The 20,742-nt window shown below is 57.0% G+C and carries 18 protein-coding genes; 15 read left to right on the plus strand and 3 right to left on the minus strand.

The features are described from left to right. Nucleotides 1–190 precede the first annotated feature (190 nt). Nucleotides 191–811: an FMN-dependent NADH-azoreductase gene (locus tag Q371_RS03605; RefSeq protein WP_034336218.1), complete on the minus strand. Its 621-nt coding sequence runs from the start codon at nt 809–811 to the stop codon at nt 191–193. Nucleotides 812–1,026: 215 nt separating this feature from the next. Between Q371_RS03605 and Q371_RS03610 the strand changes: the two genes are divergently transcribed. Beyond that, a complete protein-coding gene (locus Q371_RS03610; protein WP_051963159.1) occupies nt 1,027–1,401 on the plus strand; it encodes a winged helix-turn-helix transcriptional regulator in 375 nt (124 codons plus the stop codon). A 29-nt stretch (nt 1,402–1,430) separates the two neighbouring features. Here the strand turns inward: Q371_RS03610 and Q371_RS03615 are convergent, their stop codons facing one another. Beyond that, complete coding sequence (locus Q371_RS03615; RefSeq protein WP_157442492.1) at nt 1,431–2,195, minus strand: hypothetical protein; 765 nt, start codon at nt 2,193–2,195, stop codon at nt 1,431–1,433. 255 nt (nt 2,196–2,450) lie between these two features. On the opposite strand from Q371_RS03615, the gene Q371_RS25245 reads away from it, so the two are divergent. Both Q371_RS25245 and Q371_RS26800 read left to right on the plus strand, forming a co-directional pair. Next, nucleotides 2,451–5,438, plus strand: coding sequence for a sensor domain-containing diguanylate cyclase (locus tag Q371_RS25245; protein WP_169743784.1), 2,988 nt, complete (start codon nt 2,451–2,453; stop codon nt 5,436–5,438). Between the two features lie 463 nt (nt 5,439–5,901). Continuing rightward, entirely contained in the window at nt 5,902–6,336 is a 435-nt protein-coding gene (locus Q371_RS26800; RefSeq protein WP_157442493.1) for a hypothetical protein, read from the plus strand. Between the two features lie 74 nt (nt 6,337–6,410). Here the strand turns inward: Q371_RS26800 and Q371_RS03635 are convergent, their stop codons facing one another. Beyond that, on the minus strand, nt 6,411–8,348 hold the full coding sequence (locus Q371_RS03635) for an AfsR/SARP family transcriptional regulator (RefSeq protein ID WP_034336228.1): 1,938 nt from the start codon (nt 8,346–8,348) through the stop codon (nt 6,411–6,413). Between Q371_RS03635 and Q371_RS26805 the strand changes: the two genes are divergently transcribed. The 12 genes from Q371_RS26805 to Q371_RS03670 all read left to right on the plus strand — a co-directional run bounded on the left by Q371_RS26805 (nt 8,347) and on the right by Q371_RS03670 (nt 20,740). Beyond that, complete coding sequence (locus Q371_RS26805; protein ID WP_157442494.1) at nt 8,347–8,661, plus strand: hypothetical protein; 315 nt, start codon at nt 8,347–8,349, stop codon at nt 8,659–8,661. The two genes, Q371_RS03635 and Q371_RS26805, sit on opposite strands and share 2 nt — an antisense overlap. 132 nt (nt 8,662–8,793) lie before the next feature. Next, the gene (locus Q371_RS28050) at nt 8,794–8,919 is read left to right on the plus strand and encodes a hypothetical protein (protein ID WP_281174276.1); all 126 of its coding nucleotides are present in this window, start codon (nt 8,794–8,796) and stop codon (nt 8,917–8,919) included. 143 nt (nt 8,920–9,062) lie between these two features. After that, nucleotides 9,063–9,239: a thiopeptide-type bacteriocin gene (locus Q371_RS26810; RefSeq protein ID WP_157442495.1), complete on the plus strand. Its 177-nt coding sequence runs from the start codon at nt 9,063–9,065 to the stop codon at nt 9,237–9,239. A 65-nt stretch (nt 9,240–9,304) separates the two neighbouring features. Further along, nucleotides 9,305–9,481, plus strand: coding sequence for a thiopeptide-type bacteriocin (locus Q371_RS26815; protein ID WP_157442496.1), 177 nt, complete (start codon nt 9,305–9,307; stop codon nt 9,479–9,481). Between the two features lie 65 nt (nt 9,482–9,546). Continuing rightward, nucleotides 9,547–9,723 carry a thiopeptide-type bacteriocin gene (locus Q371_RS26820; protein WP_157442496.1) on the plus strand — a complete coding sequence of 59 codons (177 nt, stop codon included), beginning with the start codon at nt 9,547–9,549 and terminating at the stop codon, nt 9,721–9,723. Nucleotides 9,724–9,782: 59 nt separating this feature from the next. Next, nucleotides 9,783–11,006: an MFS transporter gene (locus Q371_RS03640; RefSeq protein WP_034336229.1), complete on the plus strand. Its 1,224-nt coding sequence runs from the start codon at nt 9,783–9,785 to the stop codon at nt 11,004–11,006. 1 nt (nt 11,007) lies between these two features. Next, on the plus strand, nt 11,008–12,594 hold the full coding sequence (locus tag Q371_RS03645) for a YcaO-like family protein (protein WP_034336232.1): 1,587 nt from the start codon (nt 11,008–11,010) through the stop codon (nt 12,592–12,594). A gap of 12 nt (nt 12,595–12,606) precedes the next feature. Continuing rightward, nucleotides 12,607–15,066 carry a lantibiotic dehydratase gene (locus tag Q371_RS03650; protein WP_034336236.1) on the plus strand — a complete coding sequence of 820 codons (2,460 nt, stop codon included), beginning with the start codon at nt 12,607–12,609 and terminating at the stop codon, nt 15,064–15,066. Continuing rightward, the gene (locus Q371_RS03655) at nt 15,059–16,126 is read left to right on the plus strand and encodes a lantibiotic dehydratase C-terminal domain-containing protein (protein ID WP_034336238.1); all 1,068 of its coding nucleotides are present in this window, start codon (nt 15,059–15,061) and stop codon (nt 16,124–16,126) included. Before Q371_RS03650 ends, Q371_RS03655 begins: the two co-directional genes overlap by 8 nt. Beyond that, entirely contained in the window at nt 16,123–17,580 is a 1,458-nt protein-coding gene (locus Q371_RS03660; protein ID WP_034336241.1) for a thiopeptide-type bacteriocin biosynthesis protein, read from the plus strand. Before Q371_RS03655 ends, Q371_RS03660 begins: the two co-directional genes overlap by 4 nt. Nucleotides 17,581–17,588: 8 nt before the next feature. After that, nucleotides 17,589–19,232, plus strand: coding sequence for a hypothetical protein (locus Q371_RS03665; RefSeq protein WP_034336243.1), 1,644 nt, complete (start codon nt 17,589–17,591; stop codon nt 19,230–19,232). Continuing rightward, nucleotides 19,229–20,740, plus strand: a complete 1,512-nt coding sequence (locus tag Q371_RS03670; protein ID WP_034336246.1) for a YcaO-like family protein — start codon at nt 19,229–19,231, stop codon at nt 20,738–20,740. Before Q371_RS03665 ends, Q371_RS03670 begins: the two co-directional genes overlap by 4 nt. Nucleotides 20,741–20,742: the final 2 nt, after the last annotated feature.

Here is a 20,742-nt window from a genome sequence, read left to right on the forward strand (position 1 = left end):
TGGGAGGATGCTTTTGAATCCTCCCATTTCAGAAAACATCCATCAGAGAGACAACCCCTTGTTCTTCTGCCAAATGCTTTAAATTTTGGTTTTGCTGCGTTTATCCGTGAAACAGAAGGATTCAAAAGCATCCTTCTGTTTCAAACAACACGACCTCAAGCATGAACCTCTTGTTTCTCTGCCAAATGCTTTAAATTTGCGTTTCAAGACCCTGACGGGCATGGTTCAGGATGTGGCCTCTGGCCTGTGCAAGGGACTGCTCGATGCCCTGAGGCTCATGCCCAAAGTGCCGGATGAAGGTGACATCTGAGATGCCTACGAATCCCAGAATGGCTTTCAGGTAAGGGGTGTGGTGGTCCAGAGATTTCAAAGGTTCCTGCGAGAAATCCGATCCACTGGTGGCAATCACATAGGCTTGCTTGCCTTTCAAAAGCCCCTCTGGACCTGTGGCAGTGTACTTGGTGGTGCGTCCCATCCGCACAATCTGATCGATGTAGGCTTTGAAGATGGCTGGCACGCTCAGGTTGTACACGGGCACCCCCAGAACCAGCACATTGGCTGCGACCAGTTCATCGATGAGCAGGTTGGAGATGGTGAGGGCCATTTTGTGTTCCTCGGCCTGCTCGGGGCTGAAGGCAGCTGCAACCCAGCGTTCATCCAGAAAGGGCAGAGGGGTGGTGTTCAGGTCCCGATAGGTGAGGGTGTCTCCGGGGTGCAGTTTCAGCCAGGTTTCCACAAATTCTCGGGTGAGCTTGCGGGAAAAGGACTGTTGGGTGCGTGCGCTGGAATCGATGTGCAGGATGTGTGCCATGTGGGTGCTCCTTGTTGAGGTGCAAGAGGGCGTGGCATCAGGAAGCCTGATGCTGGGATCCAAACCGGTGTTTGACAAAGGGAAAGGTGGCAGGTCCGGGTGCTGTCCAGAGGGTGTCCTGCTCACTGACATCTTTATAGAACATAGTGATATATTTTGTGAAGTGCTTACCTGAAAGTAAGGTACCCACCAAAAAGTAAGCCCAGGAGGCCCAGATGAAAGAACCCAACCCTGCTTGCCCCACCACGGTGACCCTCAATGTGATTGGAGGACGCTGGAAAGTGTCCATCCTTTATCTGCTTTTTTTGCGGCCTCACCGCTTTGCTGAACTCCGCCGAAAGCTCACCCCTGTCACCGAAAAAATGCTGATCCAGCAACTGCGTGAACTGGAAAGCGATGGTGTGGTGCAGCGCAGGGTGTTCGGTGAGGTGCCACCCAAGGTGGAATATTCCCTCACCTCACATGGAGAAAGTCTGCGTCCAGTGATCGATGCGATGGTCCGCTGGGGTCTGGAACACCAGTACCATCCCACCCCCAATCCAGAGGTCCCGCTTGACGAGAAGTGCAACGCTGCCTTCATGGAAAGTTGAGCCTGTTCTATGGGGTCCCCGAAACAGGATCATCCCCTCTGGTGCATCATCCACACCACACCCTGCCAGAGGCCCCACACCACCCCTGCACCCAGAGCAAACCACCTCAGCACCTTCGACGCAGAGTACACCCCAAGGACAATTTGATGGGGTACAGATGTAGCACGTGACATCAGCACAGCAAGTGTGATTCCGGTCAGAAGCCCCAGACCGAGCAACCCAATGCCCACCCCCAGCCATCCAGCGAAGTTGTACCCAATCAAGCCTGCAACAACCCATCCAGCAAGGATCAACCATGGATGAATCAGCAGCAGCAACCACGGAGACCCAGCCACCACAAAAGTCAGCAGGGTGAACAGGTGCCATTCAGAGGGCAATGCGGCCGACTCAATCCACAGGAACACCAGAACGGTGGCCATCAGCATGAGGCCTGCTGAGGCCAGTTGAGCATCGTCTCTGGGATGGGGTTTGGAAGGGGCAGAGGGTGTGGATGCACTGTTCAGGACCAGCAAAGGCCCTGCTTCAAGGCCCTCCAGAATCCGTTGAATCCTGCTCTGGTGCTCCAGAGCATTTGGAACTTCTGTGTCCAGATGGAGCAAAAAATCTTGAAGGTCACGAAAAATGTCCATGGGCAGGTCGCCTTCAACACTGCGAAACAACCCGTGCAGGTTGTCTCCTTGTGCCCCCCAGCGTTCTCTCAAGAGGGATTGCATGTGTATAGAGGCTTCCACCACTGTCGGTTTTTCTTGCACGTTTTGAAGGTACTGGACTTTCGGTGGGAGTTCAAGCTTCATGCATGGATGGGGTTTTGCATTTTGAGCGCAGTCTTCACACTTCATCCACACTTTCTTGTTACCTTCAAGAAGATCTCTCAGGAGTGTGCGATCAAAATCCATAAAGAGAAACCTCTTGCAGCAATGCAGAGGTTTCTTTGATTTGCTGGCTGTGCCCTTGGCATGCTCGAAGGTCCGTTGATTGTTGGGGATTCCCTTCATGTTTTTGGAAGGCTTAAAAGCTTACACTGTGTTTACCGTGTTTTTGAGGTTGATGTGAAACCCGAGATGCTTGCTGTCCACCCTTCCACTTTGCGTCGTGTCCAAGGCATGTCTGTGGGGGTGTTGCTGGTGGTGCTGTGCAGCCTTCTGGTGCGCTTCTGGGATGTGCCTGCGCTGCAAGACATCCAGAGCTTTCTGGCTCCCCTCAATCCACTCTCTGCTGTGATGTTTTTGCTGTTCAATGCCTCTGTGATTTTCTTGATGCAAGGCTGGATCTGGGCTTCCAGAGCAACAGCAGCCTTGATGGCCCTGACCGGATCTCTGGTCTTGCTCAATCTGGTGGTTGACCTTCCTCTGGTGGTTGAGGCCCTCAAAACCCTGATGGGTTGGTTGGTGCCCTCTGGTCTCAACCCCCCGATCATGGCCCCCAACACATCCCTGAATGCCCTGCTTTTGGGCATGGCGTTGCTGTTTTATCCACTGGGTTCCAGAACCCCATTGCCCACCCAACTGATGGCGGCGCTGGCTTTTATGCTTTCGATGGTGCCTTTTCTGGGCCACCTGTACGGCCTGCGTGATTTCTACCACCTGCCCGGTCACCAGCCCATGTCTTTGCCCACCTCATTTTTGTTTTTTGTTTGCAGCATCATGGTGCTTTGTTTGCAGGGCAAATATGGGCTGGTGGGTCTGATTCGCCAGAGGTCCTTGGGTGGAGCACTGGCCCGTTTTTTGATCCCTTCCACGCTGGTTGTGCCGGGTGTGCTTGCCGGGATGGTGATCTCTGGAGCGCGGCAAGGGTGGTTTGATGGAGAGCACGGCATTGCCTATCTTGCGGTCTTGATCATGCTGGTTTTTGCGGTGCCCACGTATTTTCTGTCTCTGGTGATCCACCGTTCAGACAGGCAACGGTTGGCTTCTGAACAAGCATTGCAACAAAGGGAACTCCGTCACCGTGCAGTGCTGGAAAATGCTGCAGATGGGATCATCACCACCGATCGAAACGGCATGATCCTCAGTGTCAACCCGAGCGCACAGCGGATGTTCCGTTTTGAGGATCAAGCATGGCTGGGCCTGTCGGTTGGTGCCCTGCTGAAACAAGACGTTTGTGATTCTCCTGAGGCTTTTCAGGAATGGCTGTCCCGCCTGAGCAGCACCGAAGTGCATGGGCAAACCCTCACCTTGATGGGCCAGAGGCAGGACGGTTCCCTGTTTGATCTGGAACTCACCTTCTCCATCTGGGAAACGGCAGGCGAACGCTTTTTCACTGGATTGTTCCGCGACATCACCCTGCGAAAACAGGCCGAGCTGGACCGTGCCAATCTGGCTGCCATCGTGGAGACCTCACAGGACGCCATCATCAGCACCAACCTGCAAGGCGAGGTGCAGTTCATCAACCGTGCTGCTGAAGCCCTTTACGGTTATGCAGCCTCTGAATTGGTGGGGCAACCCATCCACCTGCTGTTTCCCAGAGAGATTCAGGATCAGGAAATGGTCATTTTGCAGAACATGCGCGAGGGTCACACCATCCAGAACCTCGAAACGGTGCGGCGCTGCAAGGATGGACGCATTTTGCAGGTTTCCATTTCCATCTCTCCCTTGCGCTCACAGGCTGGAGAGGTGATCGGTGCAGCTTCCATTGCCAGAGATGTCACCGAACAACGCAAAGCCCAGACCGATCGGGACCGTCTGGCGGCCATTGTGGAAACCTCACAGGATGCCATGGTCAGCACGGCCCTCTCTGGAACCATTCTCAGCTGGAACAAGGGTGCAGAACGGCTGTACGGCAAACCTGCCCACCAGATGATCGGAAGGCATGTGCAAGAGGTGCTTCCTCCGGTGTGGGCTTCTGAAGAAATGTCCTTCCTGCAGGCTCTGGAAAGGGGAGGGCCCATCTCAGAACTCGAAACACTGCGTCCCAGAGGGAATGGCCAGATGTTTTATGCACAGGTTGCGGTTTCTGCCCTGCGTGCTCTGGACGGCACCTTGCTGGGCGCTGCCACTGTGGTTCGGGACATCGATGCCCTGAAACAGATCCAGCAGGAATTGCAAACCACCCTCGATTACGCCCGCACTTTGCTGGACGTGTCCCGTGCCAGCACCGAGCAACGCCCTGCTCTGGAGATCGCACACGAACTGGTCTGGAAAATCGGACAGGCAGCAGGTCTGGATTGGGCTGGCCTTGCTGAGCAAGAAGGAGATGAAATGGTCCTCAAGCCCGTCTGGATGGGTGAGAAAGCCAAACAGGTTCCCATGTTGATGGTTCCCAGACGGGTTCCCAGAGGCACAGGTCTGGTGTGGGCAGCCGTAGAAGAAGGCCGCTCCCTTTACCATGATGATCATGCAAGCCAGCCCGGAGCCAACCCACAAATGGTTCAGGCTGGCTTGACCTCGGTGGCTTTCATACCCCTGACCCCTTTTGGAAAAGAACCTGCTCTGGTGGTGGTGGGGGTCAAAATGCAGGAAGGCTCAAAGTGGAACGAACAGGAAAGAAACCTGTTCGATTCGGCAACGGCCACCGTTCAAGTGGCTCTGGAACGTCAGGAACGCTTGCAGCACCTTGAAACCGCAGCCCTGAAAGACCCCCTGACTGGCCTTGGCAACCGCCGCAGTTTTGAAGAAGACCTGCGTGCAGAGTTCGCCCGTTCCAAACGCCACCAGAGCCACTTTGGGGTGATGCTGCTGGACATGGACGGCCTGAAAACCATCAACGACAGCCTCGGGCACCACGAAGGGGACCGCTTGCTGTCCTCTTTTGCTCAGCAGTTGCAGCAATCCATGCGTCAGGAAGACCGCTGTTACCGTCTGGGAGGAGATGAATTTGCCGTGGTCCTGATTGGCACCACCTCCCGCACTCGGGATCGGTTGTTCCAGAGGGTCCAGCAGGTCACCGAGAAAGTCCAGAGCATGGGTTTCCCCACTGCAGGAGCAAGTGCAGGGCTTGCCTGTTTCCCCGAAGATGCGCAAGATCCAGAGGCTCTGGTCGCTCTGGCCGACGTGCGGATGTACCAGATGAAAGCCGACCACCGCAAAACCCGGAGTTGAGGGGATTTGCATTTGGTGGCTTGAGGTTGTCCTTTGATGGAAAGTCACTTTCATGTTTTGGCAAAACACTTGATGTTGTATTTCATGTTGTAATATTTCCTGCAGAAAACGCAGATCTGCTGTGTAGAGAAAGCCTGTGAGATTGAAGAAGAGCAGGGTATTTAATTAACTCATGAAAAAAGATGGATATGACATCATTTCATCATGAAGTGGGTGTATATTGATTTTGTTGATCCTACAATCCAGAGCAGACCGGTCCCCATTGTTCACAGTGGGTTGGATGTGGATCACCGCAGCCTTAAAAGCTGTGAATCGCTTTGCATTGCACCGAAATGCAACACCTTTGAATCTTCGTATGGCGCACCCTCCATCAGGTTCCCCTGAGAGGATGTCTCCCTGTCCCCATTTGCTGATTCTGTGACCAGAAACAGGTCCAGTTTGGCAATGCAAAAGGAGCAACCACATGAGCGACCAGAACAAGAACAATCAACAAAATCAACAAAAAAACCAAAGCCAGCAAGGTCAGAGCGGTCAGCAGGGCATGAGTGGCAATCAGAATCAACAGGGCCAGAACCAGCAAGGCCAACAGGGCCAGAGCGGCCAGCAAGGCATGTCTGGCAATCAGAATCAACAAGGCCAAAATCAGCAGGGCCAGGGCGGTCAACAAAATCAGGATCGCCATCAACTGAGCCACTCCCAGCAGGGACAAGGTGGCAGTCAGGGCCAGAACAGCAACCAGCAAGGCCAGCAAGGTCAACAGGGCCAGAGCGGTCAGCAAGGCATGAGCGGCAACCAGAACCAGCAAGGCCAGAGCGGTCAGCAGGGTTCCGGGTCACAAGGCTCCGACTCCTCTGGACGCAGCGGTCAGGGCGGCAACAAGTCCGGCTCTGGAAGCTGATTTTTCAAACTGGTGATGAGAACCCTCCCGGATTTTCGGGAGGGTTTTTGATGCCAACATTCAAACTTCGTGGATCAGGAACTTTGCACCAGTTGCTGCTGGACCCACCTTTGCAAAGGCAGGGGTGGGTCCAGTCCTTCTCTGGAATAGGCCGCAACCACCTGACGCCAGCAGGATTTGAGCCCTTGCTGGCCTTGTTGTTGCAGTGTGCAGCGCAGACAAAGCTGATGCAATTCTTCGTTTAGAGGGTCCAGTTTGAGCAGGACGGCAAGCCCTTGCAAGCAGCGGTCCAGTTGACCTTCCTGCCACCATGCCTGCACGGTTTGCAATCCAAACGTCAGGATGCTGTCCTGCCATTCCAGACGCATGGCTTCAATCCATTCGCTGTCCAGATCCAGCAAAAACTCGCCTTGTGCTCTGGACAGCACTTCGAAGAACCGCTCCGGGTTGTGGTCCTGAATGCTTTGCTGGAGTTGCAGGAGGTCCCATTCGAGTTGCACCTCTTGCAACTTGACCCCATAGGTGCGTAAGGTTTTGTCGTATGGCACGGAAATGTCATGGGTGGCCCTCTCGATGTCATAACGGGCCTGATGGAAGTAATTTTTGGCAAGTTTGGGGTCCTGATCGGGAAACAAATCCAGCAAGATGTCTTCGAGGGTGCTGTTCGGGTTGAGCACCAGATAACACAGCACTTCAATGGCCCGACCAAGGGTGAACCGCGCCTGACCTTCATCCAGTTGCACCCGACCCCGGCCCAGAGAAACGATGTGCACAGTTTTGACCGTGACTCTGGGGGCTTCGGCCTGCAAGCAATCCTGATTGAGGATGGAAACATAGTGGTCCTCAGGCAGGGTTTTCAGGAGTTCTCGGGTCAGGGGCAAGGCCCGCAGTTCCACCAGAGCCAGATGGGGGTTTCCCAGCTGGTGGCGCAAATCGGTGACCTGACTGAGCGCCTCAAGGGCCTCGCTGCTCTGTCCAAGGCGCAGGAAGGTTTCGCTCTGGTGCAGCAAGCACCACAGGAGTTGACGGTAGGCCTGAAGTTCATGGAGGCCCACTGCCGCCTCTTGCAGCAGTTTCAGGCCGATGCCCGGATTGCTTCTGGACATCAGGGCACCTTCTCGGAAGAAGAAGGTCATGCGGGCCAGTTTGGATTTGGCCAGAGGCCGCACCCTTGCCAGATGGCTGCGGGCCACGCTTTCCTGCCCGAGTTCCAGATGCAATGCACTCAGGTACACCTGTGCATAAAAGTGGATGTTGTAATCCTGATTTTCTTTGTGCTGAACGTCTGTGGCAGCAAGGGCTTTGATGGCTTCGGGCAGATGGCCAAGGCAACGGAACATCAAGCCAGACTGGTAATGGATGTTTTGCTGCACCGCCTGACTGACCCCCGATTGCCATTGCTGGCCTTGCTGGTGGTCTTGCATGGCGTCCTGATGCCTGCCCAGATAGGCGTAAGAGAGTGCTCTGGAAGAGAGGATTTCGGCTTTGCGGCTCTCTGGGGCAAGGTCAAGGCAGGCGTCGTAATATTCCCGGGCCACCAAGTCCATGCCCATCCGAACGTACAGTTCTGCCAGCAAACCTGCGATGGAAGAGCGCACTTTCTCGGTGGGTCCGGTCAGGCCAAAAGCGGCGGCCCACCCTTGCTCTGCACTGGAAATGGCATCTTGCAAGCTGCCATTGCGGTCTTTGAGCAGGGCCTGCATGTAATGGTAAAGCGCACTGTCAAAGGGGTTCAAAGAAAGATGGGTCAGTGCCGAGAGGGCTTTTTCTGCAAGGTCACAATCGTTCATGGCCAGATAAAAGCCACCCAGTTCGATGTTGGCATGCACGCAGCCTCTGGCGATGGCCCGCAGCAGCATGTTCTTGGCCGCAGTGCCCTGTCCGAGGTGCCTGAGGGCCAATCCGGCCCAGCGGTCTTCCTCAGGGGTGGGCTCGGGCAGGGAAATGTATTGCTTCCATGCCTCGGCGGCCTGACCATTCAACAACAAGGACAGCAGGGGGTTCTGTTCCATGGGTCTTGAAACAATTCAAGCGGTCTTTCAGGGTGGCGTCTATTGGGGAAAACCTGTATCGATCGGCGAAAACCGTGTTTCAGGGCACGAAATACCGTATTGGTCTTTCAAGCAATACACAGTCCAAGGTGAGTGCAAAGTCACTGCCTTGTCGATGGTGGGTCAAAAGCCATCAGCCGTCAGCCATCAGCTTTCAGCAAGAAAGAAATGGTTCCTTCCACCTTTTGGTACCCAAAAACCTGTGGTGGATTTGTTTTTGGCTTTTTGTTCTCCAGAGCAAAAGCCGAACAGTGTGCTTTTTGCTGATGGCTGACCGCTGACTGCTTTCTCAGTTGACCTGCCAAACTTCAGACTTTGCGATGCCCAAATACACCCCCCTTTTTCACCAATACGGCTCCAATAGGGGGCTTTTGTACCCTTCATCCATCAAGCAAGGAGGAAGGTTATGAAAAAGATCAAAGGCATCCTGATGGTGGTTCTGTTCGGAGCAAGCATGATCGGTAGCGCCTGCGCAGAAGGCAGCACCAACACCCTCCCTGTGTCCATCGTGACCCCCACACCCAAAGGCTGAACGCCTCCCCACAATCCAGTTCCAAATCCAGTTGTTTCAGATTTCGCTGTGCTCAAAGTCTTTCAGAAGTGTTCAACATGTTGGACCACTCACATGGAAGCGTGCTTCCGTGTTGCAAATTCCCGGTGGTAAGGAGAAAAGGCATGAAAAACGAACAAGCTCAAGACATCCAGATCAACCTCGAAGACCTGAACCTGCAAGACGTGGAAACCCTCGGTGAATCCGACACCTACGGTCTGCCCGAAGGCGGAGCCTCCCTGAGTGTGGGCCGTGGTTGCGGAAGCTGCTCCGTCAAGCCCGCCCTGAACGAAGTCCAGTAAACCAGAGCTTCAAGTTCTGAACGCACACTTCCCTTAAAAACCCTCATCCCACAAGGAGAAAGAACATGAAAAACGAAAAAGTGCAAGACATCCAGATCAACCTCGAAGACCTGAACCTGCAAGACGTGGAGACCCTCGGGGAATCCGACACCTACGGTCTGCCAGAAGGCGGAGCCTCCCTGAGCGTGGGCCGTGGTTGCGGAAGCTGTTCCGTCAAGCCCGCCCTGAACGAAGTCCAGTAAACCAGAGCTTCAAGTTCTGAACGCACACTTCCCTTAAAAATCCTCATCCCACAAGGAGAAAGAACATGAAAAACGAAAAAGTGCAAGACATCCAGATCAACCTCGAAGACCTGAACCTGCAAGACGTGGAGACCCTCGGGGAGTCCGACACCTACGGTCTGCCTGAAGGCGGAGCCTCCCTGAGTGTGGGTCGCGGTTGCGGAAGCTGCTCTGTCAAGCCCGCCCTGAACGAGGTTCAGTAAGTTCACCAGAGACAGCCACCCTCGATTTCGGGGGTGGCTGACTTTCAGAAAGGGAAACCATGACCGTGCAACCCACCAAACTCTGGAACCGGAATTTCACCCTGTACTGGTCGGGCATTTTGCAGGCCCAACTGGGCAGTGCGATCAGTGGGGTGGCTTTCTCGTATCTGGTGCTGGAATTGACCAACTCGGTGGGCTCCAGTGCCCTGACCCTCGCCCTGACCATGCTGCCCGGTTTGCTTGCTCCTTTTGCGGCCACCTGGGTGGACCGCCTGCCCCTCAAGTTGCCTCTGGCCCTTGGGGATGCTTTGCGTGGGGTGCTTTCCCTGCTGGTGTGGTATTGGGCCGTTCAGGGAGACTTGACCCCCACCTTGCTGTACCTGACCTCTTTCATCAACGGTTTGATTGGCATTTTTTACAGTCCAGCCGCCCAATCTGCCCTGCCCGGACTGGTGCCTGCCAGAGACCTCATCCGTGCAAACGGCCTGATGGGGATCGCCAACCAGAGTGCCAGCATCATGGGTTTGATCGGAGGCGGTTTTCTGGTCGGTCAGTTCGGGGTGAAAAACACCCTGCTTTTTGATGCGGTGACTTTTCTGGTGATGGCCTTTTTGATGCTGCTGATCCAGTTCCCTGCCCGTGAACGGATCGAGGAGCCCAACACCTACTGGCAGGACCTCAAGGCTGGATTTCAGGTGTTTACAGTCAATCCCCTCCTGAGGGCCATTCCGGTTTTGGGTTTCATGGTGATGGCGGCCTTCGCACCCCTCAACACCGCTCTGCCCAAACACCTGAAATCTCTGGACGTTGGACCCGAGGGGTATGGCGTTCTGATGGGCCTTCTGACGGGTGGGATGCTGCTGGGCAACGTGCTGGTCTCGGTGCTCGGAGAGAAATTCAACGCCACCCGCATGATGCTGCTGGCCTACCTGTTCAACGGGGTGTTTTTCCTGCTGTTTGCGGTGGCCCACAACATCTTCCTGATTTCGGTTTTGATGGTTCTGATCGGGATGGGCACCGGCTTGATCATGGTTTCCAACAGCATCATCCTGCAAACCCACACGCCCAGACACATGCTGGGACGGGCTTTCGGGGTGCTGGGTGCAACCAGTCAACTCGGGATGCCGCTGACCCTGCTGATCCTGCCCACTTTTGTGGACCGCATTCCTCTGGGATGGCTGTTCATGGGAACGGGTGTGGTCTTGCTGGTGCTGTCTGTGCTGTGGTTGCAGGTGATCCGGCGTCAAAACAGCCAGTTGAAGGTGCAGGGGGTGCAGGCCTGACATGCTTTCGATCCTTGAGGGTCCCACATCGGTGCTTCACTGCATGGCCTCGGGCCGTTTGCCAGAGCGTTTCCCGGCAGTGCTGGTGTGGGCCAACCCTGAACAGGTGGTGTTTTCGCCAGAGGTGGATTCTGAAGGGGCTGCAAGGTGGGTCCTTGGGCACCTTCCCTCAGGAGCAAAGGCGATCTTGCGCTGGCCTGACATGGGGCATCCTTTCCTGCCTGTGGTGGTGGAAAACCTGCGAGAGCGTTCAGGCCACTGGTGCATCTGGAAACCCCACTCGGGATCGGTGCAGTTTTTTGCCCTTCCTCAAAACCCTGAAGCGTTCACGTTCAAAACCGCTGTGGTGCCTGAAATCGGGGCCACCCGCGTTCGCAAGGAGGTGACCATGAGAGAACTGGAGTTTCTGGAAATGCAATTTGGGGTGCATCCGCTGCCCCTGATGGACGCCCCTCTGCCCGTGATGGTCTCACAGGTGAATTTGCAGGGAAGCTGGCATCCTGTGCTGGGTCGGGGTCAGCATTACCACGCAGCCCGAACTGGAGCGGTGCTGGAGGCTCTGGAACGTCAGGCAGCAGACCGTGCGGTGAACCTCTCTGGCCCTTGCAGTTTTCTGGACATGCGTCAGGAAGGCCTCACGCTGGATCCTCGCACCCTCGTGCAACCCGAGCCTGCCCACCTGCCCGGGCACTGGACCGCTTACCACCCCGAGCTTCCCATCCGGTGGACCCGTGGGTATTCTGTGCGCCACCAGCAGCCCATTTCTGTGCCTGCCCGACATGTGTTCCTGTCAGTCTCAGATCCGGTGTACGTGCAGGAGAGCAGCAGTGGGGTCGCTCTGGGGGCTTGCCGTGAAGAAGCCCTGCTGCATGCCCTGCTGGAAGTCATCGAACGGGACGCTTTCCTGATGACCTATTACACCCGCACTCCCGCCAGACGGGTGGTGAACATCCAGGACCGTCAAGTGCAGGATTTGACTTTGCAAGCCGAAAAACTCGGGTTCGAGGTGTTTTTCTTCAACATCACCCAGGAAAATGGCATTCCTGCGGTGTGGGCACTCCTGAAACGCTTTGACGGCAAGCTGGATCAGGTCCAGAGTGTCAGCGGTGCTGCGGCCCACCTGCAACCCCTTCCCGCCATGCGGGCTGCCCTCAGTGAAGCTTTGACCACTTTGCACTGCATGGCCCCCCATCACCAACCCGAAGAAGCTTTAAAGCGCGTTTTGCACCCTGAAATGGTGCAGGACGATCTGGATCATTTTTTGCGGTTCGCCCATCCTCTGGGCCTCAAAGACCTGGATTTTCTGGGGTCACAAGAACAACTTTTGTCGGAGTTTGCCCCTTTTTCAGACCGCCACACCGACCTGACCGAGCCCTTGACCCGCTTGCTGCAGGTTCTGCTTCAGGTGCATGAAGATGTGGTTTTTGTGGATTTGCCTGCACAGGGCGGTTTCCATGCAGTGCGGGCTCTGGTGCCCGGCATGCTGCCCATGACGTTTGGACACCCCCACCGGGTCAACACCTCCCGTTTGCTTTCCCGTCTGCCTGCAGGTCACAACGGCCTGTTTGCCCCTCACCCTTTCCCCTGAAAAGAGGACACCATGACCGAGACTGTGGCTTTGAAAACGTTGCGCCTCTGGCGCGTGGCCGGGCAACACACCGTGCGTGAAGGCAGCATTGCCCCCTCTGCCATGAAAGGGCTGCACCACCTCCGCACCTTCGCTTTGCTCCAGTGGCACCTGCAAGAAGAGCAGGACCTGAAAAACACCCTGCAAAATCTGGCCTCCAGCATGGAAACACGGGTGCCTCTGGTCCCCGAGGAGGACCGCTCCCAGCGTCAGGCCCTGATCCGGGTGCGCCGGGACCTCCTGAAAAACAAAGTTCCCAGAGTTGTGGATCTGGAGGTGCTGCAAGAAACCCACCCCGACCTGTGCCAGAGGGTGCAGGAGGCTGCAAACCGCCTGCAGCAGTGGCTGGAGTGCCTTCTGGAAACGGTTTTGCAAGACGAGCACCTGCAGGTCCAGAAGCACCTCAAAGACATCCTGAAGGGCCATCCTGATTTTCTCTCCAGTCTGGAAATCAGCGTTCCCGATGTGATGGACGCCGTGCGTGACTTCCTGAACAGCGAGGAGGTGGGCAAGTGGCGCAAGCTGGAAAACACCCTCTGCACCTACCTGTCCAGAGCGGCTTTCAAGACCAGTCCCCTCAGTCGGTTCACCCGTCAGGAGGTGCATGGATCAGGAGTGCCAGAGACCAGAACACAGGTGCTGCTGAACGCTGCGCTCTTGCACCGTTTCTGGAAAGGCATTCAGCACCATCCTGACCTGAAACCCCACCTGCTTTACCGCTGGAATCCGGATTGCACCCCCCACGAAAAAGGCTTTGAATTGCTGCTGCTGGACCGCAAAGACGGCAAAGCTGCAGACCGCTGGATGGTGCTTCCCCATTCGGCTTTGCTCTGGTGGCTTCACCAGACCCTGCAAACCCCACACACCCTGCTGGACCTGCTGGAAAAGATGCAAGCGGTGCTCAAACTGGACCCGGCCAGAAGCGAAGGTTTCGTGCTGCAACTGCTGGACAGGCAGGTGCTGATTCCAGAGTTTGCCCTCGATGACCTGACCCCAGAGCCGGTGACCGCATTGCAGCAGGTGCTCTCTGGTCTGCCTGTGGATTTTGCACAGGAAGTGTCCAGCTTGCTGGGTGAATTGCAAGCTTTGCTGGACCATTACAGCCAGTCAGATGCCATGACCCGCAGAGGGGTTCAGGCCAGCATCCAGCAGCAGGTGCACCTCATTCAGGAAACACTTTCTCTGGAAGGACCCATGCCGGACTCTGGACGCTGGCTCTATGAAAACGCCAGTGCCCCCACCCACCCTGCCACCCTGCCCGAGTTGGATCAGGAAACCATCAATCTGGTGCACACCCTGTCCATGCTGCTCACTGGATCGGCAGCGAAAAGCCTGAAGCAGGAAGAAAGCTTTGTGCAGCGGTACGGTCCTGAAGGCCAGACCTCCCTGACTGCGTACCTGCTGAATCCTCTGGAAGAAACCCCGTCCAGTGCAGCACAGGACCTGCAGCACCGGGCTCAGGAGGTTTCCAGAGGGCTCAAACGCCTGATCGAACAGAACAGGGAAGCAAGGGAAATCCAGATTCCTGCTGAAGTGCTGGCCCCACACCAGAACAGTGTGCGCCGTTTCCAACCTGCCGGATGGACCTGGTTGATGCAGCAACACCGGGGCCAGTGGGTGCTCAACACCGCTCTGGGAGGGGTGGGTGTGCTGGGCCTCCGGTGCCTGACCCCCTCCAGCAAAGCCCTGCTGAAAACCCGACTGGAACGCCTTTACGCTGGAAAAGCTGCCCAACTCAGGGTGACCAGCCAGAGCACCATCAACCACAATCCGGTGGTGCTGGACCGCACGCTCGGGACCCTGTCCAGTCTGGAGAAAAGCACCTTCCGGTTGCAGGATTTGCAGGTGCAGCACGTGCAGGGACAGGGGCTTCAGGTGGTGGATTCTCTGGGTGAGCAGGTGATTCCGCTGTACCTGAGCACCTTCGTGCCGTCTTTCCTGACCCCCACCGAGCAGCGCCTGATTGACCTGGCCCCTCAGGTCGGTTTCCGCAGTTACATCGTGGAGAGTTTCTGCGACCCCCAGAGCCCCAACGTGCAGCACTTTCCGCGCCTGAAACTGGGTGAGGTGGTGGTCAGCCGTGAAGCGTGGGTGGTGCCCTCCGAGGGGTTGATCCGCCAGAAAAACGAAACCGAAGTGGAGCACTGGCGCAGGGTGCTGGCCCTCTGGCAAGCAAATGGGCTGCCCGAGCGGTTTTTCCTCAGCCCGAACCACACCCTGTTCGAGGAGAAGCTGGACATTGTGGCCTATTTCAGCAAGGAACGCCAGTTGAAACCGCAATTCATTGATTTGCAGAGCCTGCTTTACGTGCGCTTGCTGGAACGCTGGGCCAGAGATTGCCCAGCCACCCTCCTGTACGAAGTTTTCCCTGACCCTTTTGACCAGAATCTGGTGCAAGAAATCGCTGTGGAACTGGAGGAACACCATGCTTGAATGGTTCACTTTGCGCGTGTACGACCACACCCCTGCCCGCGAACAGTTGATGCTGACCCTGCTGGACACCTTTGAAGGGTTGCATCAAGAAGGCTGGGTCCAGCGGTTTTTCCTGCAACGGCACTGGATGCACGGCCCCCATGTGAAAGTGCACTTTCAGACCAGCGAAGTGCTCTCTGCCCTGCGTGCAAGGGTGCAACCTGAAATCCAGCATTTCTTCCTGTTACCCAGAGCAAAAGACACCCTGACCGATGCAGAGTACCTTGCGCGCTACTCGGAAGTGGCAAGGTGGGAAGTCGCAGATGAGGACCTCCTCCCCCTGTACGGCAGCAAAACCACCTTCTGGGAGCCTTCCACTTTTCGGGACCACCGTTTTGGCAATGCTTTTGTGAGTGGACTGGTCAAACAGGTGCTCTCGGAGGTGCAGCCCACCCTGAAATGGCTTCTGACGGTGCCAGCCTCTGGCAAAATCCCCAGAGCCTACCAGCTCATGGCTGGATTTGCCTTCACTCTGGGCTGCAAACCCGAGGTCTCCGGCATGCCCGAGGTGGCCACCTGCTTTGCTTCCCACGCCGAGGCGTTTTACCACAACCTCCCCAACGGCGAGGACCTGCGAAAACAGTTCGTGCTGCGCAGTCAACACCATCAAAACCTGCTGTTTGAACTGACCCATCAGGTGGAAACCCGGCCCCCTCTGGAGGTCCGGTTGTGGATGGAGGCCCTTTCAGGTGCTTATGACCGGGCCATGCACGCCGAAACACTCGGGGAATTTCAGATTTCCACGGCAGACACCTACTTGCAGGAATACACCCGCATGCCCGAGGGGATGTCGCCCAAGGAATTCACCAGCAGTCCAGTGCACCGGGCCTTTCAGGACCCCACCCATCCCATTCACCAGTACATCCAGCGTCCCGAGTTCAAAGCCCGCAGGCTGTTCGTGAACGTGCTGTACGAGCTTTTGCACAGTGCAGGCATCCGGGCTTCCGAAAGGCTCCTGCTGTGCCAGTTCGCAGACAGCACCCTGCAAAACTGGCGTTCTTTCGAGGAGGTGGCCCAATGACCCTGCGCTGGACCGAATTTCACCAGTGGACCAGTTACACCCGGCAAGCCCCTGCGCCTGTGCAGGACATCAGCCCGACCCCCACCCGACCCGAGGACGGCCTGAAACTCCCAGAGCCTGAACTCCTGAACATCCCCCTGCAAGAAGCCCTGCAAGAAAGGCGCAGCCACACCTCGGGTTTTGAAGCTTTTGACCTGCAAGCCCTGTCCAATTTGCTGAAGCATGCGGTGGGCAGCAGTGGCCCGCTCTGGCATGGGGTTCAGCGCAGAACTTACCCGTCTGCTGGAGGGTTTTATCCGGTTTCCGTGCAGGTGGTTTCTGTGAACCTGCCAGACCTGCCCCGAGGGGTCTACCGTTACGAGGCTCTGGGTCACAGTTTGCAGTGGGTGGGCGGTTTTGACCCGCAGGAACTGGATTTCCTGATGGACAACACCTCTTTGCAGGAGGTACCTGCTCTGGTGTTCCTGACCGGAAATTTTGAGCAACCCACCCGCAAGTACGGAGACCGGGCCTACCGTTTTCTGCTGCAAGAAAGCGGCCACATCATGCAGAACCTGCAACTGGTGGGCACCGCCTTGCAGTTCAACACCCTGCCTCTGGGATGCTTCAAAGACGACACCGCACGGCAACTGCTGTCCAGTTCAGAAGAGGTGCTTTACGCCATGCTGCTGGGCAAATCCCCTCGGGCCACTCCGGTCATGCATGCAAAGACTCAGTATTTGCAGCACCGCCTGTACACCCCTCAACTGAACCGCCTGATGCCAGAGATCCTGTCCCTGCCTGCCGGAAAATTCTGGTTCATGGTCAAGGGGGATGGGGGAGAGCACCTGCGCCTCCGGTTTGCCCCAGAGATCCAGACGGAAGTGCAAAACCTCGTGCAAGCTGGGCAAGAGCAAGGATGGATCAGCGCTGCCCCTCTCACCCCCTATGAACCCGAGGTGGGGCTGTTTGGAGGCGAAACCGCCATGCAGCAAGCCCACCGCTTCTTCGAGATGGACGCGTGGCTGGCCCTGCACGCCCACAAGCTGGACACCAACAACCGCTACCTGACCTCGCACCTCTGGATGACCCTGATGCTGCGGTCTTGCGGCCTCGACAGCTTCGAACAGTGGGATGTGTGGCAAAAGCTCGGACAGGTCAGGCCACCCGCCCGACCTGAGCACCACAAACTGGTGGAGCAGATTTCCGCAGCCGTGCAGCGCATTGGCAGCCTGAGCACCGACAGGCTCTGGGAAGAACTGCTGGGCCGCGTCCCTGAAATGAGCGTCTGGAAAGAAGAACTGGTCCTCTGGGGCAAAGCCATGCAAGGCTTGTTGGCCCACGGGCCTCTGGAGCGGGGCCTCAGAAGCATTCTGGCCGTGCACGTGATTTTCCACAGCAACCGGATGCTGTTCAACCTGACCGAACAGGTCCTTTTCACCGCAGCGTGGCAGCATGCCTGCCAGCCCGAATGAGGTTTGCCATGATCGAGTACCCCAAACTCCGTTCTGATGTGTATTTCGCCAGTGAAGAACAACAACCGGTGGTGGCGGTGGATGGTCGCCGTTTCGTGCTCCCCTCCAGAGCCATGCTGACCTTGCTGGAACGCCTCAGCCCGCACCTGAATGGGCAGGTCAGCCTCCAGAGCCTGCTGGGTGCTGTCCCGGAAAGCCAGCAACGCGCGGTGTCTTCTTTGCTGCAAAAACTCCATGAAGTGGGTGCCGTGCGCGACCACGCCCTCAATGAAGGCCTGCAACTGCCCGGATGGATGACCGAACTGTACCGCCCGACCCTCGACTATCTGGAAGCGCTCGGGCCTGCCCCCATCAAGAATTTCCTCAACCTCCGGCAAAAGCAACTGACCGTAACTGGCACGGGATCGGCCTTGAGGGTGTTCGCTCCAGCCCTCTGGGATGCTGGCCTGACCCGAGGTGCCGTGCAGGTCTCCGAAACCGATCCTGCCCGAGCCCCTTTGCTGGAAAGTCTGGAATTGCGTCAGGTGCTCGACCCGGATTGCCGCTGGACCCTGACCACCGAAAGCCCTGTTCAGCCCTCGGACCTGCTTGTGGTGATCGGAAGCTGGGAGGAGGTCAGCGCAGCCCTGCAAAACCTTGCTGACGGACAGAAAGTGCTGCCCGTGGTCCTGACCGCAGAATTCAGCACCATTGGACCGGTTGGAGGTCGGGAACTTCAGGAAGACCTCTGGGCACGCATGGGACCTTTTTCGGCACCCCGAGACAGTTATTCTGCGTACAGCATCACCGGGGCCAGAGCCGCTCTGGAGGCCTTCAAAGTGCTGGCAGGTGCAGACACCCCTGCCCTTCACAAAGTGGTTCGGATCTGTCAGGAACAACTCACAGACACCGTGCACCCCTTGCTTCCGGTTCAGCGACCTGCCCCCGAGGCCCCTCTGGACATCGACACGCTGGAACGGAGCATGGCCGGACAACTCTTGTTCAACAAACACAGCGGTCTGATGCGCCAGATCGACCCAGAAGACCTGCCCCAGTTGCCGGTGACCACCTGGGCCACCCGCCTGCGTGAACACCCTGAGGTGCGCCTGACCTTCACCGGAGGCACCCTGCAAGAAGCCCGCACACAGGCCGTTCTGGGATCTTTGATGTCCCGTTTTGCAGGGCAAACGGCGGGCCTGAATGAAGCCCAGTGGAAAGGTCTGGGGGTGTTGCGCCATGCCAAGCACCAGCTTTCCGATCAGGAAATGCTCTGGGATTTTGAAACGGACCTCGATGCAGATGCCAAATTCTGGTACCGCACCTTGCCCCTCCGCTTTGGGGTGCAACCCGAGATCCAGGTGTGGATGTCTCAGGTGGCTGGCCTCCCTGTGGCAGAACTCCGCACCCCGGATTTTCAGGTGCGAGCAGCAGGACGGAACCTGCGAGAAGCCCTCAAAACCACCCTTTTGCTGGGTGTGGCAAAAGCACAACTGGAAGGCGAAAAGATCGCTCCAGACCAGCACCCTGTCCAACTCCCTGCTGCCGTTCAAGGCCAGAATCTGAATTGGCAGGACTGGCTGGGTGGCCTGTCCATTCAAGTGCACGGCACCCCCGATCCCAAATTGCTCCCTCTGGGCCTCTGGGTCGGACGGGTCACCCTGGAGGGGCAATGACCTTCACCCTGCCCACCAAACGCAGCCATGCCCTTTTGGGCACAGGGACCTGGGTGGGTTTCCCTGAAGATCAGGAACAGCAGGTTCGCAGGCGGGCCATGCGTTCGCAGACCCTGTTCCAGAGCAAAGCCTCTCCCTTGCTGGATTTTCCGGCTTTGCAGGCCATCCAGACGGTGTTGCAAGCCCAGCCAAGCCCGGACCTGTTTCTGATGGACCTGAAAACCGCCCACATCGAACGGGTGGTGTCCCTCCCAGAGCAACCTGCGCCCCAAATCGACCTCCTGAACCTGCAAGCCCCCACCACCAGAGGTCCTTTGCCTGACCTGCCGGACCAGAGCATCATCCATCCCACGCTGGGCATGGTGCTCGGGTTTCACATGGAGCCTTTCTCGGGCAGTGAACCGATGATGCATGCCCAACTGGCTGCAGCCCATACCGGACAGCAGGTGATGGGCACCGGACGGGCCAGCCATTACCTGAAAGCCCGCATCCTCTCGGTGCTGGAAGCCCTTGAGCGCGATGCAGGGATGGAAAACCAGAGCAGTGCCCCCACCTGCACCGCTTCTTTTCAGGACTTGCCTGAGGCCATGGATCCCGGTTCTTTCGGGCTGTACCGTCCAGAGCAGTACCACCAGAAAGGGTTTCCTTTCGTGCCTTTTGACGCTGCTGCTCCCAGAAACTGGGTGCAAGGACAGCATGCCCTGAGTGGCAAAAAGGTCTGGCTGGAACAGAGCCTGTGCTTTTACGAAAGCAAAACCCGGTTTGCTCCTCTGGTGGCCGGAAATTCCAGCGGTTGCGCGGTGGGCAGCACCCCCGAGGAAGCCCTGATGCACGCCGTTCTGGAGGCCCTTGAACGCCATGCAGCCCTCAAATGGTGGTCTTCGGATGTGGTTCCTGCGGTTCTGGACCTTGAACTCGACCCCCAGAGCCAACTGCTCGGGCAGGTGATGGAACGGCATGGGCACACCTTCCGGTTGTTCAACCTGAGTGGGGACCTTCCTGTTGCGGTGGTGATGTGCCAGATTTCAGGCCACCACAACGGCAAGCCCACCCTGATCCTCACCACTGGAGCGGGTTTTCATGCACAGGACGCTGCAAGGCAGGCCCTTTCGGAGGCTCTGGGGTTGCTCACTGTCCGGCTGCAATTCACGGCCAGAGACTTTCAGAAAATCCATGACCTGCAAGAAAACTTTGATCGGGTGGAGGAGGTCAGCGACCACCTCAAAGCCCACTTTTACCCCGATCCAGAGCTGCAAAAACGCCTTGAGGGTGGTCCAGCAGAGCCCCTTCCTGAACGGGTTTCCACCCTTTCGGAACTGCTCCTGAAATTGCAGGCTCTGGGCATGGACACGTACATGGTGGACCAGACCACCCCCTTGCTGAGCCACTGGAATTTGCGGTGCGTGCGTGCCCTGATCACCCATTCCATCCCGATGCACTATGGGGCCAGCGTGCAAAGAGACCATCCCCTGAACCTCCCGGACCGCCGGGTTCACCCATTCACCTGAAG

It is taken from the genome of Deinococcus misasensis DSM 22328 (assembly GCF_000745915.1).
GTDB classification, from domain to species: Bacteria; Deinococcota; Deinococci; order Deinococcales; family Deinococcaceae; genus Deinococcus_C; species Deinococcus_C misasensis.

Excerpts from the sequence above, each read along its gene's own strand:
- Q371_RS26820 (WP_157442496.1), top strand. The coding sequence starts at position 9,547 with ATGAAAAACGAAAAAGTGCAAGACATCCAGATCAACCTCGAAGACCTG.
- Q371_RS03640 (WP_034336229.1), top strand. The coding sequence starts at position 9,783 with ATGACCGTGCAACCCACCAAACTCTGGAACCGGAATTTCACCCTGTAC.
- Q371_RS28050 (WP_281174276.1), top strand. The coding sequence starts at position 8,794 with ATGAAAAAGATCAAAGGCATCCTGATGGTGGTTCTGTTCGGAGCAAGC.
- Q371_RS26810 (WP_157442495.1), top strand. The coding sequence starts at position 9,063 with ATGAAAAACGAACAAGCTCAAGACATCCAGATCAACCTCGAAGACCTG.
- Q371_RS03615 (WP_157442492.1), bottom strand. The coding sequence starts at position 2,195 with ATGAAGCTTGAACTCCCACCGAAAGTCCAGTACCTTCAAAACGTGCAA.
- Q371_RS03610 (WP_051963159.1), top strand. The coding sequence starts at position 1,027 with ATGAAAGAACCCAACCCTGCTTGCCCCACCACGGTGACCCTCAATGTG.
- Q371_RS26800 (WP_157442493.1), top strand. The coding sequence starts at position 5,902 with ATGAGCGACCAGAACAAGAACAATCAACAAAATCAACAAAAAAACCAA.
- Q371_RS03665 (WP_034336243.1), top strand. The coding sequence starts at position 17,589 with ATGATCGAGTACCCCAAACTCCGTTCTGATGTGTATTTCGCCAGTGAA.
- Q371_RS26815 (WP_157442496.1), top strand. The coding sequence starts at position 9,305 with ATGAAAAACGAAAAAGTGCAAGACATCCAGATCAACCTCGAAGACCTG.
- Q371_RS03650 (WP_034336236.1), top strand. The coding sequence starts at position 12,607 with ATGACCGAGACTGTGGCTTTGAAAACGTTGCGCCTCTGGCGCGTGGCC.
- Q371_RS03635 (WP_034336228.1), bottom strand. The coding sequence starts at position 8,348 with ATGGAACAGAACCCCCTGCTGTCCTTGTTGTTGAATGGTCAGGCCGCC.
- Q371_RS03655 (WP_034336238.1), top strand. The coding sequence starts at position 15,059 with ATGCTTGAATGGTTCACTTTGCGCGTGTACGACCACACCCCTGCCCGC.
- Q371_RS03645 (WP_034336232.1), top strand. The coding sequence starts at position 11,008 with ATGCTTTCGATCCTTGAGGGTCCCACATCGGTGCTTCACTGCATGGCC.
- Q371_RS03670 (WP_034336246.1), top strand. The coding sequence starts at position 19,229 with ATGACCTTCACCCTGCCCACCAAACGCAGCCATGCCCTTTTGGGCACA.
- Q371_RS26805 (WP_157442494.1), top strand. The coding sequence starts at position 8,347 with ATGGGTCTTGAAACAATTCAAGCGGTCTTTCAGGGTGGCGTCTATTGG.
- Q371_RS03605 (WP_034336218.1), bottom strand. The coding sequence starts at position 811 with ATGGCACACATCCTGCACATCGATTCCAGCGCACGCACCCAACAGTCC.
- Q371_RS03660 (WP_034336241.1), top strand. The coding sequence starts at position 16,123 with ATGACCCTGCGCTGGACCGAATTTCACCAGTGGACCAGTTACACCCGG.